Genomic DNA, 15,986 nt, shown 5'->3' with positions numbered 1-15,986 from the left:
GCAACTGTGAGAAAGCTATAGGAATGCGAAAAAGCCCTTCCAGTCAAGGAAGAGCTTTTATCATTAAAATCATGCGTTGCTTGTGCTTTTTTCTTTTTCCTGGATTTGTTCTTTCATCCTCAATCGGTCACGTTCCAAAATCGGCTTCAGGTACCTGCCTGTATAGGATTCCGGAACTTCGGCGATTTTTTCTGGTGTGCCGGTGGCGAGGATTGTACCTCCTCGGTCTCCGCCTTCTGGGCCAAGGTCGACCAGATAGTCGGCCGCTTTAATGACATCCAGGTTATGCTCGATGACCAGCACGGTATCGCCATTTTCAACGAGGCGCTGGAGGACGACAAGCAAACGGGAAATATCATCCACGTGCAGACCGGTCGTCGGTTCATCCAAAATATACAGAGAGCGGCCGGTGGATCGGCGATGCAGTTCGGATGCCAGCTTAACACGCTGCGCTTCGCCGCCGGACAGAGTCGTCGCCGGCTGTCCGAGTGTGATATAGCCGAGTCCGACATCATATATCGTCTGCAACTTACGGGCGATCTTCGGAATGTTAGCGAAGAATTCTACCGCAGCTTCGACAGTCATATCAAGGATATCGGAAATATTCTTCCCTTTATATTTCACTTCCAGTGTTTCGCGGTTGTAACGCTTGCCATGACAGACTTCACATGGAACATATACATCAGGCAGGAAGTGCATTTCGATTTTGATGATCCCGTCGCCACGGCAGGCTTCACAGCGTCCGCCTTTGACATTGAAGCTGAAGCGGCCTTTTTTATAGCCGCGGACTTTTGCCTCGTTAGTCGAAGCGAAGACATCACGGATATCATCAAACACGCCTGTGTACGTTGCCGGGTTCGATCTTGGTGTTCGTCCGATTGGTGACTGGTCAATATCAATAACCTTGTCCAGGTGCTCGACACCCTTTATCTCCTTGAACTCACCTGGCTTGCTTTTTGCCCGGTGCAGCTTCATTGCCAGCGATTTATGAAGGATTTCATTGATCAGTGTACTTTTGCCGGACCCTGATACACCTGTTACCGCCATGAAGGTTCCGAGCGGGAACTTCACATTGACGTTTTTCAGGTTGTTTTCCTTTGCTCCCTTGATTTCAATATAGCGGCCATCTGGTTTGCGGCGCTCGATTGGGAGCGGAATGAATTTTTTGCCTGAGAGATACTGGCCAGTCAGGGAGTTCGGATCATCCATTACCTCAGCCGGCGTCCCCTGGGAGATGATGTCCCCGCCATGGACACCCGCGCCAGGGCCGATATCAATCAGGTGGTCAGCTGCGAGCATCGTGTCTTCATCATGTTCAACAACGATTAATGTGTTGCCGATGTCACGCATATTTTTCAGCGTATCGATCAGCCTGTCATTGTCACGCTGATGCAAACCAATGGACGGCTCATCCAGGATATACAATACCCCAGTGAGGCGTGAGCCAATCTGGGTGGCCAGCCGGATTCGCTGCGCCTCCCCGCCGGAAAGTGTCCCTGCTGAACGGCTCATCGTCAGATAATCCAAACCAACGTTGATCAGGAAGCCTAGACGTTCTGTGATTTCTCGGAAAATCATATTGGCAATCTGCATCTCTTTTTCGGAAAGCTGGAGACTATTGAAAAATTGGTGTGCCTCCTCAACAGACAATGCCGTCACTTCACCGATATGGCGTCCGTCTACCAGGACAGCAAGAGTTTCCCGCTTCAGCCTATACCCCTTACAAGTCGGGCAGGCGTGCTCGCCCATATATTTCTCCATCTGTTCACGGATAAAGTCGGAGCTTGTTTCTTTGTAACGGCGCTCAACGTTTTTGAGTACACCCTCAAAAATAATATAATTTTCGCGGACCTGTCCCCAGTCGTTTTCATAACGGAAATAAATCCTGTCCTTGGCGGAACCATAAAGGATCTTCTCCATCTGGTTTTCCGGCAGGTCTTTTACCGGTATATCCATATCGATTCCATAGTGATTGCAGACTGCCTTAAGCAGCTGCGGATAATATTGCGAGCTGGTCGGTTCCCATGGAGCAATCGCATGCTGCTTCAATGTCAGGTCCTTGTTCGGGATGACCAGGTCAACGTCAACCTCCAGCTTTGCGCCGAGTCCGTCACATTCCGGGCAGGCACCAAACGGGCTGTTGAATGAGAACATCCGGGGCTCAAGCTCACCGATTGAAAAGCCGCAAATCGGGCAGGCATGGTTTTCGCTGAACATCAATTCTTCTTCTCCCATGACGTCAATCAGGACATTGCCTTCACCAAGCTTGAGCGCTGCTTCAAGTGAATCCGCCAAACGAGCTGCAATTCCTTCCTTCACGACAATCCGGTCGATGACGACTTCAATCGAATGCTTCTTGTTCTTTTCAAGCTCGATTTCGTCCCCCAGGTCAAGCATTTCCCCGTCAACACGGACACGGACATAGCCCTGTCTTTTTATATCCTCGAGGACTTTTACATGGGTGCCCTTCCTGCCGGAAACGAGCGGCGCCATGATTTGCAGCTTTGTTCTCTCAGGATATTCAAGTACGCGATCGACCATCTGCTCAATCGTCTGGGAGGAAATCTCTATATTATGAACCGGGCAGGTTGGCCTTCCCACCCTTGCAAATAGCAGTCTTAAATAATCATAAATCTCTGTCACCGTTCCAACCGTTGAACGGGGATTTCTGCTTGTTGTCTTCTGGTCGATAGAGATTGCCGGTGATAATCCCTCGATTGAATCGACATCCGGCTTGTCCATCTGGCCGAGGAACTGGCGTGCGTACGCAGACAATGACTCTACGTAGCGGCGCTGTCCTTCAGCATAGATTGTATCGAACGCCAGCGAGGACTTTCCTGAACCGGAAAGCCCTGTCAGCACAACAAGCTTATCTCTCGGAATGGTGACATCTATATTTTTTAAATTATGGGCCCTGGCGCCTTTTACAATCAGTTTATCCATAGCCATATTATCGTCATCCTTCCGCTTTTAACTCAAGAATGAGGTCACGCAGCTCGGCCGCTCTTTCGAAGTTGAGAGCCTTCGCCGCATCCTTCATTTCCTTTTCCATATTGAAGATCACTTGCTCGCGATCTTTCTTCGTCAGCTTCTTCAAACCTTCTGCCGGGCTGTAGGCTTCCTGCTCCTCGGCAGCAATTGTCGCGCGGATTACATCGCGGATATCCTTCTGGATCGTCTGCGGCGTGATTCCGTGCTTTTCGTTGTACTCTTCCTGGATCGCACGGCGGCGCTTCGTCTCGCTGATCGCCTTTTCCATAGAATCGGTCATCCTGTCAGCATACATGATGACGTGCCCGCCTGCATTCCTCGCCGCACGCCCGATTGTCTGGATAAGGGATCTTTCTGAACGAAGGAAGCCTTCCTTATCAGCATCAAGAATAGTGACAAGTGACACTTCAGGGATATCAAGCCCCTCCCTCAGGAGGTTGATTCCGATGAGAACATCGTACTTACCAAGTCTCAGCTCACGGATGATTTCAATTCGCTCGAGCGTTTTGACTTCAGAGTGCAGGTACTGGACCTTGATGCCAATTTCCTTCAGATAATCTGTCAGGTCCTCGGACATCTTCTTTGTCAAAGTCGTCACGAGGACACGCTCATTGCGCTTCGTCCGCTCCTGGATTTCGCCGATCAGGTCATCGATCTGGCCCTCAATCGGCCTTACATCGATAGTCGGATCAAGCAATCCTGTCGGACGGATGATTTGCTGGACCATTTCCGGAGTATGCTCGAGTTCGTACGGACCCGGGGTAGCGGAAACGAATACAGCCTGTTTGACATGATTCTCGAATTCCGCAAATGTCAGCGGGCGGTTATCCATTGCAGACGGCAGTCGGAAGCCGTGGTCAACAAGCACTTGTTTACGGGCCTGGTCACCATTAAACATTCCCCGTATTTGCGGCAATGTAACATGCGACTCATCGACAACGATCAAAAAGTCATCTGGGAAGTAATCAAGCAAGGTGTATGGAGTCGCCCCTGCCGGCCTCAGCGTCAGGTGGCGCGAATAGTTTTCGATGCCGGAACAGAAACCCATTTCCCTCATCATTTCAAGATCATATCTCGTCCGCTGTTCGAGCCTCTGGGCCTCAAGCAATTTTTCCTCGCCGCGCAGCACTTCAAGGCGCTCTTCCAGTTCTTTTTCGATATTTTCGATTGCGATTCTCAGTTTTTCTTCACGGGTTACGAAGTGGGAAGCCGGGAAGATGGCCACATGATCCCGCTCACCAATGATCTCGCCTGTCAGCGCATCGACCTCACGAATCCGGTCGATTTCATCTCCGAAAAATTCGACCCTCATGCAGTGCTCATCACGGGAGACGGGAAAAATCTCGACGACATCCCCGCGGACTCGGAATGTCCCACGCTTGAAATCAATGTCATTCCGTTCATACTGGATATCCACCAGCTTATGAAGCAGCTTGTTACGCTCAATTTCCATCCCTGTCCTCAGCGACACCACCATGTCTCGGTATTCATCCGGATTACCGAGACCATAGATGCAAGATACGCTGGCAATGATGATGACATCCTTGCGCTCGAATAAAGACGATGTGGCAGAGTGGCGCAGCTTGTCGATCTCATCATTGATGCTCGCATCTTTTTCAATGAATGTATCGGTCTGGGGTACATAAGCCTCCGGCTGGTAGTAATCATAGTAACTGACGAAATACTCAACCGCATTGTTAGGGAAAAATTCCTTGAACTCGCTGTATAACTGCCCGGCCAATGTCTTGTTATGGGCAATGACAAGGGTCGGCTTGTTTACTTCCTTGATGACATTCGAAATCGTGAATGTCTTCCCTGTACCTGTCGCTCCAAGAAGCGTCTGATGCTTCTTATTTTCGCGAATGCCTTTTACCAGCTCTTTGATTGCTGCAGGCTGGTCTCCCTGCGGGGAATACTTCGAGACTAATTCAAATTGGTCCTTCACAGAAAAGCCTCCTGTAATTTAATTTAAAGCCAGGTTCATTTATTTACTGTTATAAAATAAACCTTCTTATATATAAGCCTTACATTGATGTCAAAAAGTCATATCCTCATTCTACCACAAAGCAGGCGAAACAAACCAACAAAAAGCGAACAAACATTCGAATGGCAATCTTCTTTTACGAGAAGTTTGCTGGAACCTGTCTTATTATTGTTAATCAAATGTTTGATTGAGCTTCATTTTAACCAGCTGACATAAGAAAAACCCGCCGAACAGGATTCGACAGGCGCATTTTACTTATTTTGGTTAATTCTTGTTCCGCTTCATCATCTGATTGGCCAAAAAGAAGCCAAGCGTCAATGAGAAAGCATCGACGACGATCAGCAGGAAGGAATCTGTATACCCTTTATAAACGGAAGCTGCGATCAGCGCGACCGTCAATACGAGCGCAAGAATGTGGTTATAGGCAACCCTGGTGAAAAAAATGACCATGAAACCAGGAAGGAGCAGTGCGGATAAATATTTCAGCACCAATGGAAAAAACACCTCATTCAGAGAGAATATTATGGCAAGATATCACGAAAACAATTTTATCTATGTAAAAATATATCTTTTTTATCGTCAGGTTACAAGAATTTACTTCACAAAAGAAAAAGCATGCGGATGCATGCCTGATATATTATGGATTCTCTTCGCCCAAAACCTTTGCAGCCCAATCACTCGCTACACCATAAAGCCTGAAAAGTTCTTCTTCAGGCATGGCAGTCGGGTTAAACGGAAGCTCCAGATTTTCGTGGAATGCATGCTCAATGTCTTTCAGGAATTGGAGCATGACATATTCATCGTTCTTTTCACCGGATAAGGCATTTTTCAGTTCATTGCTTAGCGGCAGGTCTTGAAGCAAGTCCTCCATTGGGTGATGAAGCAAGGAATCCATCAGGGAAAACATTCCGAGAAGGAAGTACTTTGAGGCCAGAACCTCTCTTCCTACCTTCCTGCCAATCAATTCGCCGAGCTTTCCCCGCTTAAGGGAAAGTTCAATGATTTCCCTCTCTTTAGAATTGCCCGACCCCTTGTCGGCACCCCTTATGGCTAATACATATATCCACTTTTTGATTTCATTCAGTCCCAAAAGGATGATGGCCTGTTTTATAGAAGAGACCTCATTCTTCGGCCGGAAAACCGGGTTGTTGATCAACCTTAGAAGTTTATAGGAAAGGGAAATATCTTTTTCAATGACGGTCTTTATCTTTTCCAGATCTGGCTCCGGATTCTCAATTTCTTTTAAAATTTGAAAATAGGAATGATAGTATGTTGGTATATCATAACTGTTCAGGATGACTGGCTTGCTGAAGTAAAAGCCCTGGAAGTAAACGAAGCCATCTTCCTTTGCTTCCTGGTATTCTTCAATCGTTTCGACTTTTTCAGCCAGGAACCGAATATCCCGGCCCTTTAAAAAACGAATGATTTCCTGTCTGTCAGTTCGGCTCGTCGTCCGAAAATCAATCTTAATGATGTCAATATAGTCCAATAACTTAACCGTCATTTCATTCCATTGTGAAACGAAAAAGTCATCAAGCGCAATTGTATATCCATGAGCCTTCAATTCCTGGCAAATACTCAGGATATCTTCATTCAAATCGACTGTTTCGAGGATCTCCACAACGATTGATAATGGATTGAAGTAAGAAGGCACACCCAGCTTTAATAGTTTTTCGGTAAAATTAATAAAACATGGCTTGCCGTTCGATAACTCTTTGACACCAATATTCAAGAAACTATTTACAATAACGTCAGTTGTAGCCTGGTCCCCATCTGTGTGCTGATAATTATTGACTGTACTGCTTCGATATAGCAATTCATAAGCAACCGTTTTCTCATTAATATCAAAAATAGGCTGCCTTGCAACATAAATATCCATACTGATTCCTCCTGGGGACGTAAACCAACACATCTGATAATTATTGAAAAATAGTTTAATAGGAAAAATATACTATTATTTAACAATCATTACAAGATTAATCATAAATTTACCATAAATTGTGGCTTTTAGGAGAAGTTCTTTTAATTAATTAACCGTTTAAGCTTCTTCCGGATAGACTCCTGTGTCCTTCCCAGAATCTTGGATATTTCAGTCAGAGACTTGCCGCAGCAGTAACATTCCAATAGTTGTCTTTCTTCCTGCTTTGTCCAGGCCTTGTAGTTCGTTGTTTGTTTTTTGAGTGTGCGTTCAATTGCCACCCAGTGTGGTTCTGGCGGAAGAGAGTCCAGTTCCAGCCTTGAAAAATCAATTTTATGACGATTTTTATCCGCCCAGGCCCAAAAATCATCGATATTGATAAATGTGAATCTTTTTTTATTGCGTGTGATACGCTGATAGGAATCCAATTCGTGGTTTAGAATCCACTGCATGACAGTATTTCGGTCAATCTTGAGAATTCTGGCAAGCTCTCCTGCCGTTATCATTCCTGTGTGGGATTTGGTATGAGAAAGGCCCATTCTGGTGATTTTCACTTCGAGGGCTGTGATTGTACGGTTCAGCCTCCTGGCAATAGCCGACAATGATTGGCTGCCCAGCTGCTCTTTGATCATCTGTAAATCTTCGGGTGCGTACTTCATCTTAAAGCTCAACCATCCTTTAATCTAACACAATATTCTTCAGCTAATTAAAGCACATTTGAACATTCTGAATAATACCCTCATATGTAAAATTGGGTCAAATTCCATTAATGTAATATTTCGTCCAGTTTTAACCATTTTCTCTTTGATGAGTGCATTTCATTAATTTTAATCTTTTAAAAATAAGAAGTCAGCCAGGTTTTATAATGATGATGACTGGATTAGTATTTCCGGTACATCCCATGAGATTTTGGAAAGGTATAAGCAAATCCAAATTGCTCATAAAGTTTATTTGCCGGCTCATCGGCTATCAGGCTGACATATGAACCTTCGTATGTATGTTCATCTAAATATTTCATAATCTCTTTCATGAGCTGCTTACCCAATCCCCTGCCCTGAAAGGCTGGCTTTACGGCAATATCAACGATCTGGTAAAACGTCCCGCCATCGCCGATGATCCGTCCCATGGCCGCCAATTCTGATTCCTCATAAATAGTGACTGCAAACAATGAATTCTTTAATCCGACCTTTGCACCTTCCAGCGATTTTCCGCTCATTCCTGCCTCTATACGCAGATTAATATAATCAAGTGCATCGGGCGGATGGTAATGAATTTTAAAATTTTCCATGTAACATAGCTCCTTCCGATATGATGCTTAGCAGATTATTTAGATTTTCTATGATATAATCCGCATCCGCGTTTTGCCAATAATCATCCCGCTTCCAGACTCCAACCATCCCGATTTTCCGGGAAGCACTGACGTCTTTCTCAGGATGATCGCCCACATATATACTTTGTGCTGCCGATACTCCAAGCTTTTCAAGCGCTTTTTGAAAAATCAGCGGATCCGGCTTGCTAAGCCTGACTTCTTCCGAAATAAGGATGCAATCAAAGAAACCCTCAATACCCAAAGCTTTTACATTATCCATCTGGAATCGGGTTTTGCCGTTCGAGATTAATCCTAATTTAAGTCCCATTTGCTGAAGGCTCACGAGGACCTCGTGCAAATGGGGAAAGCCGATACATGTATACTTGAAATTTGTCATGTAATCCTCTAGAAGGACTTCACATGTCATGCCCCTGAGGTTGAATTCCTTTAAAAGGGAGTTGTAAACTTTGTCCTTCCAGACATAACCCCTGCTGTCCAATTCTATGAATCTGTTGATATAATCCTCTTTATTTATCACGCTTAAATCCCTATAAAATCTGTCATACTGACTTCCAGCAAATTTTAAAAGAGATGATTCCCGATCGAGTAAGGTACCGTCCAAATCAAACAATACAGCTGCAACTTGACGCAAAACAAACACCTCCCTTTTTTTTAAAAAAGGCTCTTTTCTCAAACTTTGTCGCTATTGACTACAAAATAGGATGGAATTACCTAAGTTTCTTCACAAACTAACGCTTAATAAGAGAAAAGAGCTTGCCAACTTAGTATCGACCTGCAAAATGGCTTTTATCATCTTAACAACAATCTTTACGAAAACAGCCTTAAAAAAGAACAGGCCAGATTGGCCTGTTCTCATTCTACCTTACTTAAGAAATGCATTATAGTATCGTGTCATTGCAACCGCAAAATCGCCGCGGGTTGTTTTTACAGAAGGGCTGAAGCTTGCTGTCACTTTTGGCTTCAGATCATATGGGCCCTGTGTTACTGCAAACTTGGCATTCAGGATATTCAAATCAAGAGCTGCCTGGACATACCCTTTTAAGTGTTCAGGTACTTCGGAAGCATCTGAAATCGCGATTCTTTCGTTATTGTATTGAACTGTCAGCTGACCATCGAATTCTTCCGCTTCTTTTTGCAGTCCCAATGCCTGAACTAGGGAGTATGCCAGTTCTGCGCGGGTCACGCCATCCTTTGGCGCAAATTTCCCTGCTGCTTTAGGAAGGATGACTCCATTCTGGATGTGGTGCTGGTCACGGAAGGATGCTCCCTTCGCGGCGGCTGCTTCAACAAATGGAAGCTCTGAGCCGGAAACATCTGTGAAGCTTGGTGCTGCAGGCAATGATTGCTTGATTTCTGCGCCCATTACCAGGTATTTTGCCAGTTCCGCTCTTGTTAAAAGTGTGTCAGGCTTAAAGGCGCCATTTGAAAAGCCGTCGAATAGACGCTCACTTACACCCATTTTAATCGCTTCCGCTGCCGGGTGTCCGGCAATATCGTTCAACCCGGAGAAACCGCTGACCTTCGTCAACGCCATTTCCCCTTTTACTGTTTCAGGCAAAGCCAGGCCCAGCGGATTGGCATCTGCACCGCGAAGCCCGCGGATTTCAGCCTTCCATTTTCCGGCGGCCGGCGAGGATACTGATACGGTACGGTCATAGTAAAGAGGGAACAGCAGGCTGACACCCGAACTGTATTCTGTGCCATCTGGGGCAATCAATACCAGGTTGATTGGATTGCCTGTTTGCTCAATGATGCCTGCTCCGTTGACTTTGGCTACAAGACTGGACATCCCTTCCTGGACTGTGAATTCGTATCGATTATCTGAGATAAAAGTCAGCGGATTATAGTCTACTGAAAACTCCTTGCGTTCTGTAGATGATTCAACATTGCTGTAAAATGTCTTGGTTGAGTTCAGGGTCGACCCATAAGCAGTTCCATTGAATGCCTGGTCAATCGCTGCATATGCATTCACATACCCTGCCCCAACTTCCCATGTTTCATAACCTGGCATATTTGTAGCGGTCTGCTCAAGAATTTGCTTGATTTCACCAGGCGATAATAATGGATTTGCTTCAAGGATCAAGGCGACGATCCCGGCAACATGGGGAGTCGCCATTGAGGTTCCGCTCATGGTTGTGTAATAAGGTAGGTAGGCTGTTTCGATTGTTTGTGCATCCTGGTCGGCAGCCAGTGACGAAACTGGCCCGAGAACACGGGTGGAAACGATATCTACCCCAGGAGCAGTAACGGTCGGTTCATCCTTCCATGTCCATTCCTTGCCATCCATTGTAAATGTACCGCCGGCACCCTTCGTCCCCCTTGAAGAGAAATCAGCCAGTGTACCGTCTTTCACTCCAGCTGCCACTGAAATGACCCATGGTGCTTTCGCATATGGATTATGAGTGTTCTCTCCAGGACCTTCATTACCTGCCGCAAAAAGAACCGTGATGCCGCGGTCATGAGCTTTTTTGCTGGCAATATTGATTGGGTCATTTGGATCGAAGTCTCCTGAAGAGCCCCATGAATTCGTGATGACACGGATATTGTACTGTGACTGGTGAGTGATTGCGTAGTCAAAGCCTCCTATGCCGTCAAGAACAAACAATGCGGCTCCTGAACCGTAGCCAATCAGATCCGCGCCCGGTGCTGCACCCTCATACTTGCCGCCTGACATCGCGCCAGTTCCGCCAACAGTTCCTGCCACATGAGTACCGTGTCCTGAGTTTGTATCAGTGTTTGGGACGTTTTCCTGGTAGGTGATTGGCAGCAAGCCTGGTGCAAGTGCATTCAGGTTGGTTGAGCCCAATACGTTCTGTACAAGATTTTTGCCAAGCTCATGATCTTTGTGGGTGCCATCGACACCACTGTCGTTCACGACAACGCCGACTCCCTTGCCTGAAACAGGCAGTCCGCCATTCGCTTTGCGGAAGCTGTCGTCCGTCCTTGCTTTATCGACGCCAGTAATGGCTGTTGCATCCGCATTGAAGTAGGAAAGCTTTTTGTTCATGTAGATCGATTGTACCTCCGGATTTGCCGCAAGCTTTTCAATTTGGACTTTCGTGGCGATGACTCCGGCAATTGGCAGAGACTTCATGCTTACTCCCGTTTCAATTCCGAGCGTCTTTAGCAGCGATAACTGGGAACCAGTGGGTGCGCTGTCTCCTTTAAAGGTGACGATCACTTCCAGTGAACTGGCCGTGTCCATTGCCTTGCTGACAAGCGGATCAATGACCGCAAGACTGCTCGCTTTCCCCGGGGGTACAGCAAATACCGGAATAACAAGCAGGAGTGCGAACAACAGATACATAAAGCGTTTCATCAAATTCTCCTCACATTCTATAAAATTTTGAATATTCCCAACTTAATTATCATGAATGCTCTGCTGGAAAACTATTCTTCAAAGGTTGTAAACTCCTTTTCCGGAATGACTATTTTGGCATCGTACAAAAGTTATAGATGAGTAGTGCTTCTTATTCGCCTGATCCTCGGAAGAATTAAAAATCTCCCTTGCCAAGACAAGAGAGATTAAAAAACTGGTTATTTCCTTGCTTTAAATGCTGCGTCAACTGAGTTATAAGCATTCACATAGCCTGAGCCTACTTCCCATGCTTCGTAGTCCGGCATCGCTGTTGCCGTGTTTTCAAGGATAGATTTTACCTCGGAAGGCGAAAGCAAGGGGTTTGCTTCAAGCATCAACGCGATGATCCCTGCGACATGCGGAGCTGCCATCGATGTTCCGCTCATCGTCGTGTAATAAGGCAGGTAGGCTGGCTCAATGTATTCCGCATCTGCTGTTGCACCAAGTGCTACAAGCGGGCTGATGACTCGTGTTGAAATGATGTCGACTCCCGGTGAAGTCACCGTCGGCTGGTCTACCCATGTCCAGGACTGCCCGTCGACTGTGACGGTTCCGCCGCGGCCTTTTTCACCGCGCGAAGAAAAGTCTGCGAGCTTGCCAGATTTATCTCCGGCAGCGACCGTCACTACCCAGGGTGCTTTCTTATAGTTTCCGGAAATGGTTTTAGCATCAGGACCTGAATTACCTGCGGAGAATACAGTTACAATTCCCCGGTCGTACAGCTTTTTTGTTGCGATATTAATAGGATTGTAGGGATCAAAATCTGTCCCGGCATCCCCGGTGTCTCCCCATGAATTTGTAATGACACGGATATTGTACTGCTGCTGATGCGTTAGTGCGTAATCAAAACCGCCGATTGTATCAAGCATCGCAACTGCCGCACCAGAACCATAGCCTATCAGGTTTGCACCTGGTGCCACACCTTCATATTTGCCGCCTGACATCGCGCCAGTCCCGCCGACAATTCCCGCGACATGAGTGCCGTGGCCAGAGCTAGAGTCCGTATTAGGCACGTTTTCAACATATGTGACAGGCAGCAGGGTGCTTAGTGCATTCAAGTTAGTGGACCCCAGCACGTTCTGTACAAGATGCTTCCCAAACTCCAGATCCCTATGTGTGCCATCGACACCGCTGTCATTAATGACAACTCCGATTCCTTTACCCGTTACTGGCAATCCGCCGTTCAGCTTTCTCATCGCATCGTCTGTTCGGACTTTGTCTACACCTGTCAGATCGGTCGCTTCGGCATTCTCATATTTCAGCTTCTTGTTCAGATAAATCGAAACCACCTGGTCGCTCTGCGCCAGTCTGTCAATTTGTGTTTTTGTTGCCAGAACCCCTGCGATTGGCAGGCTTTTTAATGTCAACCCTTTCGTAATGCCGATCTCTTCAAGAAGCTTCACCTGTCCCGGCAGCACTCCTGCGTCACTTTTAAACGTAACAATTGCTTCCACTGGACCTAATGCTGTTAAAAGAGATTTCGTCAGTTCAGCATCAACAACTGCTTTGACAGGCTCGATTGCCTTTGTATTAGTTCCGGGAACGATAGAAGCAAAGATAGTTGCGGCCATGAGAATAAATGAGAAAAATGCAGCTTTCAACTTCATTGAGTTTTTCAGCTCCTTAGCTATTTTTCTTAATATTCCCACAACATTTACATAAAAACTATTCTGCATTGTGTTTAAAAAATAATATCCTCTGTACTAATTTTCGATACTACCAAAGTAGTATCGAAAAGAAAAAGAGGCCTCCTGAGGAGGACTCCTTTATACCCCGCTCGATGTAGGCGGAATCGGTACTAACTGGTGCTGGACAGCATGGATGACGACCTGGGAACGGCTCTTGACGTTCAGCTTTTTGAAGATTTTGCTGACATGGATCTTAACCGTTTTGTCGCTGATGAACAGCCGGTCGGCGATTTCTTTGTTGCTCAACCCTTCCACCAGGCAGAGCAGAACCTCTTTTTCCCTTTCCGTCAGGGTGTTGTCCTCCTGTTCGGATTGTTTTTGCTGATGAAAGGCGAGCAGCTTCCTGGTCATCGACGGATGGATGACCGATTCGCCGCGGGCGACAGTCCGGATTGCCTGTACGACCTGGTCGGATGGGGCGTCCTTCAATAAATAGCCGTCCGCTCCTTCACGGATCGCAGACATGAAGTATTCCTCGTGGCTATGCATCGTCAGCACAAGGATTTTGATATGAGGATATTTCTTTTTCAGGATCCCTGTCACTTCCACTCCGTTTTTCACTGGCATATTGATGTCCATCAGGATCATATCCGGCTTGCATTTTTCTACCTGTAAAAGGGCTTCGTCGCCGGAAACGGCTTCGCCGACGACTTCGATATCTTCCTCGACTGACAGGATATTGCGCAGTCCATCACGCAGCACCGCGTGGTCATCCACTAGCATGAGCCTGATCATGGTTGTTCTCCCCCTCGATTCCCATTTTTGGAACGGTGATGCTGACTTCCGTTCCCGAGCCTTCCTTGCTGTCGATTTGCAAGGAAGCATTTATTTTTTCAGCGGCATCATTCATTTGCAGGATGCCAAAATGCGGCTGGTTCCTTGCCTTCAGCATCGCCTGGAACAGCGAAAACCCCTTTCCGTCATCCTTGATTCTTAACAGAATATGCTCCGATTGATAACTTAACAGAACCTCTATTTTCTTTGACTGCGAATGCTTGATGGCATTGTGCAGGCTTTCCTGAAAGGTATCGAATAACACCTTCTCTACCATCGGGCTAAGGCCCTGCTCCTGTCCCCTGATCTCAAATTCAATCCCCTGCCCATATTCCTTCTGGACAGCTTCGATTTTCTGCAAAATCGCTTCTGCAAGTGTCGCTTTCTGGGTTGGATATGGACGCAGCGCATAGATCGATTCACGGACCTCCTTCAGGCTTTCCCGGAGGCCGAGGACACTTTCATCGACAAGCTTCTTTGTCTCTTCAGGATTTTTGCTGAACTTCTTTCCCGCGGTTTCCAGCTTCATCACTGCACCTGCCAGTGTCTGGGCGACGCCGTCATGGATATCGCGCGCAATCCGGTTGCGTTCTTCAAGGACAATCCGCTTTTCTTTTTCGGTGAAAAGCATCCGAGTCTTGATGATGACCGCAAGCTGATTGGCGAGCGTTGCAATTGATTGGACATCATGGTCCTCAAAGCTTTTCGTCCGGCTGCGGGCGACAATGAACATTCCAATCGTCTCGTTCTCGATGACAAGGGGTGAGTAAACGAACGCCTTCACATCCTCTTCAAAGCAGGCAGCGGCAATACCGCCATCTTTTTTTCGGTCATTATAGATTACCGGATGGCGCATCTCCTCGAATTCAGCAAACACTTCTGGCGGCAGCCTGAAATCTGGATTTGTCCTGCCATCCTTGAAGCTCAAAACCCATTCCCCATCTTTTTTTTTCCATAATACACTTGCATCTGCCCCAATCAACTCATTGAAGCTCCCTTTCAACGCGGAAAGCCAGTCCTGGGAAGGGAGCATCTGATTTAACTCCGATGTAATCGAGAAAAGCAGCTTCAGCCGGTTCTTTTCTCTTCTCAGCCTCGCAATGGTCGCACTCAACAGTGAAATTCCGACAAGGGGAGAAAAAAAGAAAAAGTAAGCAAACACATCGATTTCGCCGCGGTTTTGACTGCCGACAACATAAAGGGTGATTCCGTAAATCAAGGAAATACCAGCACTATTCAGTTCCGTAAGAGATTTCTGCTTCCAAAACTGAAAGGAGTACGGCTGCGGCCTGATGAACAACACCAGGTCGACAATCAGGTTATTAACGATGACATAAACAGCTAACAGGAAAAAATAACCCAGGATCCCCTGTAAAGTCGGTGTCAGCGCCAGTTTTTCCAGAAGGGATTCCGCAAGCGGAAGCATGGAAGCCGCACCTAAGAAACTGAGCACAAGCTGGGCCGGATTGAACAATACTGTCCGGAGCGGCCTTCTGTGAAGGAGATTTACGGCCAGGACAGCACCTGCATAGGCAATTGCCGTCCAGGAGAATCCATAAAGTAAAAACAGGACATAAACAACCGGAAAAGTAATCGCAGTCTGTCCCCTCCACACCGGCATGGGGTAGTACTCACTGATCAGTAAAAAGATAAATAAAAGAGCCAGTACAACAGGTTCATCTGGCACCTGTAATTTTACAAAGGAGAAAAGGATGAGCAGCCAGCCAATCAGCGTAACTGAATTCATGAACAGTTTTGCGTACCTTTCCCTTGTTCTGACACGTTCCAAGCAACTCGCCTGCCTTATTTTAGAATTTTCAGTCAATTAATTTTATCCCGGCGGATAGCAAAATACAAATAAAACCCACTCACTGGCCGAATGGGGATGCCACTAGCCAATGAATGGGCCAAACTCACGAAGAGTTTCGTTGAACATTATTATG

Annotated in this window: 11 protein-coding genes; all 11 read right to left on the bottom strand. The window is 46.6% G+C overall.

What is annotated here, in order from left to right:
* Positions 1-69: 69 nt before the first annotated feature.
* The 11 genes from uvrA to B5X77_RS07660 all read right to left on the bottom strand — a co-directional run bounded on the left by uvrA (position 70) and on the right by B5X77_RS07660 (position 15,832).
* Positions 70-2,949: an excinuclease ABC subunit UvrA gene (gene uvrA / locus B5X77_RS07710; protein WP_079506777.1), complete on the bottom strand. Its 2,880-nt coding sequence runs from the start codon at positions 2,947-2,949 to the stop codon at positions 70-72.
* A 7-nt stretch (positions 2,950-2,956) separates the two neighbouring features.
* Positions 2,957-4,936: an excinuclease ABC subunit UvrB gene (uvrB, locus tag B5X77_RS07705; protein WP_079506775.1), complete on the bottom strand. Its 1,980-nt coding sequence runs from the start codon at positions 4,934-4,936 to the stop codon at positions 2,957-2,959.
* Positions 4,937-5,239: 303 nt separating this feature from the next.
* Positions 5,240-5,467 carry a CsbA family protein gene (locus B5X77_RS07700; RefSeq protein ID WP_079506773.1) on the bottom strand — a complete coding sequence of 76 codons (228 nt, stop codon included), beginning with the start codon at positions 5,465-5,467 and terminating at the stop codon, positions 5,240-5,242.
* Positions 5,468-5,612: 145 nt separating this feature from the next.
* Positions 5,613-6,854 (bottom strand): EAL and HDOD domain-containing protein, encoded by a 1,242-nt coding sequence (locus B5X77_RS07695; protein ID WP_079506771.1) that lies wholly within the window; start codon positions 6,852-6,854, stop codon positions 5,613-5,615.
* Between the two features lie 143 nt (positions 6,855-6,997).
* Complete coding sequence (locus B5X77_RS07690; RefSeq protein WP_257391752.1) at positions 6,998-7,564, bottom strand: helix-turn-helix domain-containing protein; 567 nt, start codon at positions 7,562-7,564, stop codon at positions 6,998-7,000.
* A 209-nt stretch (positions 7,565-7,773) separates the two neighbouring features.
* On the bottom strand, positions 7,774-8,181 hold the full coding sequence (locus B5X77_RS07685) for a GNAT family N-acetyltransferase (protein ID WP_079506767.1): 408 nt from the start codon (positions 8,179-8,181) through the stop codon (positions 7,774-7,776).
* Positions 8,168-8,854, bottom strand: coding sequence for an HAD family hydrolase (locus B5X77_RS07680; RefSeq protein WP_079506765.1), 687 nt, complete (start codon positions 8,852-8,854; stop codon positions 8,168-8,170). Before B5X77_RS07680 ends, B5X77_RS07685 begins: the two co-directional genes overlap by 14 nt.
* A 231-nt stretch (positions 8,855-9,085) precedes the next feature.
* The gene (locus B5X77_RS07675) at positions 9,086-11,542 is read right to left on the bottom strand and encodes a S8 family serine peptidase (protein WP_079506763.1); all 2,457 of its coding nucleotides are present in this window, start codon (positions 11,540-11,542) and stop codon (positions 9,086-9,088) included.
* 218 nt (positions 11,543-11,760) lie between these two features.
* Positions 11,761-13,188, bottom strand: coding sequence for a S8 family serine peptidase (locus tag B5X77_RS07670; protein ID WP_079506761.1), 1,428 nt, complete (start codon positions 13,186-13,188; stop codon positions 11,761-11,763).
* Positions 13,189-13,347: 159 nt separating this feature from the next.
* Positions 13,348-14,004: a response regulator gene (locus tag B5X77_RS07665; RefSeq protein ID WP_079506759.1), complete on the bottom strand. Its 657-nt coding sequence runs from the start codon at positions 14,002-14,004 to the stop codon at positions 13,348-13,350.
* Complete coding sequence (locus tag B5X77_RS07660) at positions 13,979-15,832, bottom strand: GAF domain-containing sensor histidine kinase (RefSeq protein ID WP_257391751.1); 1,854 nt, start codon at positions 15,830-15,832, stop codon at positions 13,979-13,981. The genes B5X77_RS07665 and B5X77_RS07660 overlap by 26 nt, the downstream gene beginning before the upstream one ends.
* Positions 15,833-15,986: the final 154 nt, after the last annotated feature.

Source organism: Mesobacillus jeotgali (assembly GCF_900166585.1).
GTDB classification, from domain to species: domain Bacteria; phylum Bacillota; class Bacilli; order Bacillales; family Cytobacillaceae; genus Mesobacillus; species Mesobacillus jeotgali_A.
This window is presented reverse-complemented; position numbering and strand designations above follow the sequence as displayed.

Bases quoted from the DNA above. Each gene is read 5' to 3' on its own strand.
- uvrA (WP_079506777.1), bottom strand. From the start codon at position 2,949: ATGGCTATGGATAAACTGATTGTAAAAGGCGCCAGGGCCCATAATTTA.
- B5X77_RS07695 (WP_079506771.1), bottom strand. From the start codon at position 6,854: ATGGATATTTATGTTGCAAGGCAGCCTATTTTTGATATTAATGAGAAA.
- B5X77_RS07685 (WP_079506767.1), bottom strand. From the start codon at position 8,181: ATGGAAAATTTTAAAATTCATTACCATCCGCCCGATGCACTTGATTAT.
- B5X77_RS07675 (WP_079506763.1), bottom strand. From the start codon at position 11,542: ATGAAACGCTTTATGTATCTGTTGTTCGCACTCCTGCTTGTTATTCCG.
- B5X77_RS07670 (WP_079506761.1), bottom strand. From the start codon at position 13,188: ATGAAGTTGAAAGCTGCATTTTTCTCATTTATTCTCATGGCCGCAACT.
- B5X77_RS07665 (WP_079506759.1), bottom strand. From the start codon at position 14,004: ATGATCAGGCTCATGCTAGTGGATGACCACGCGGTGCTGCGTGATGGA.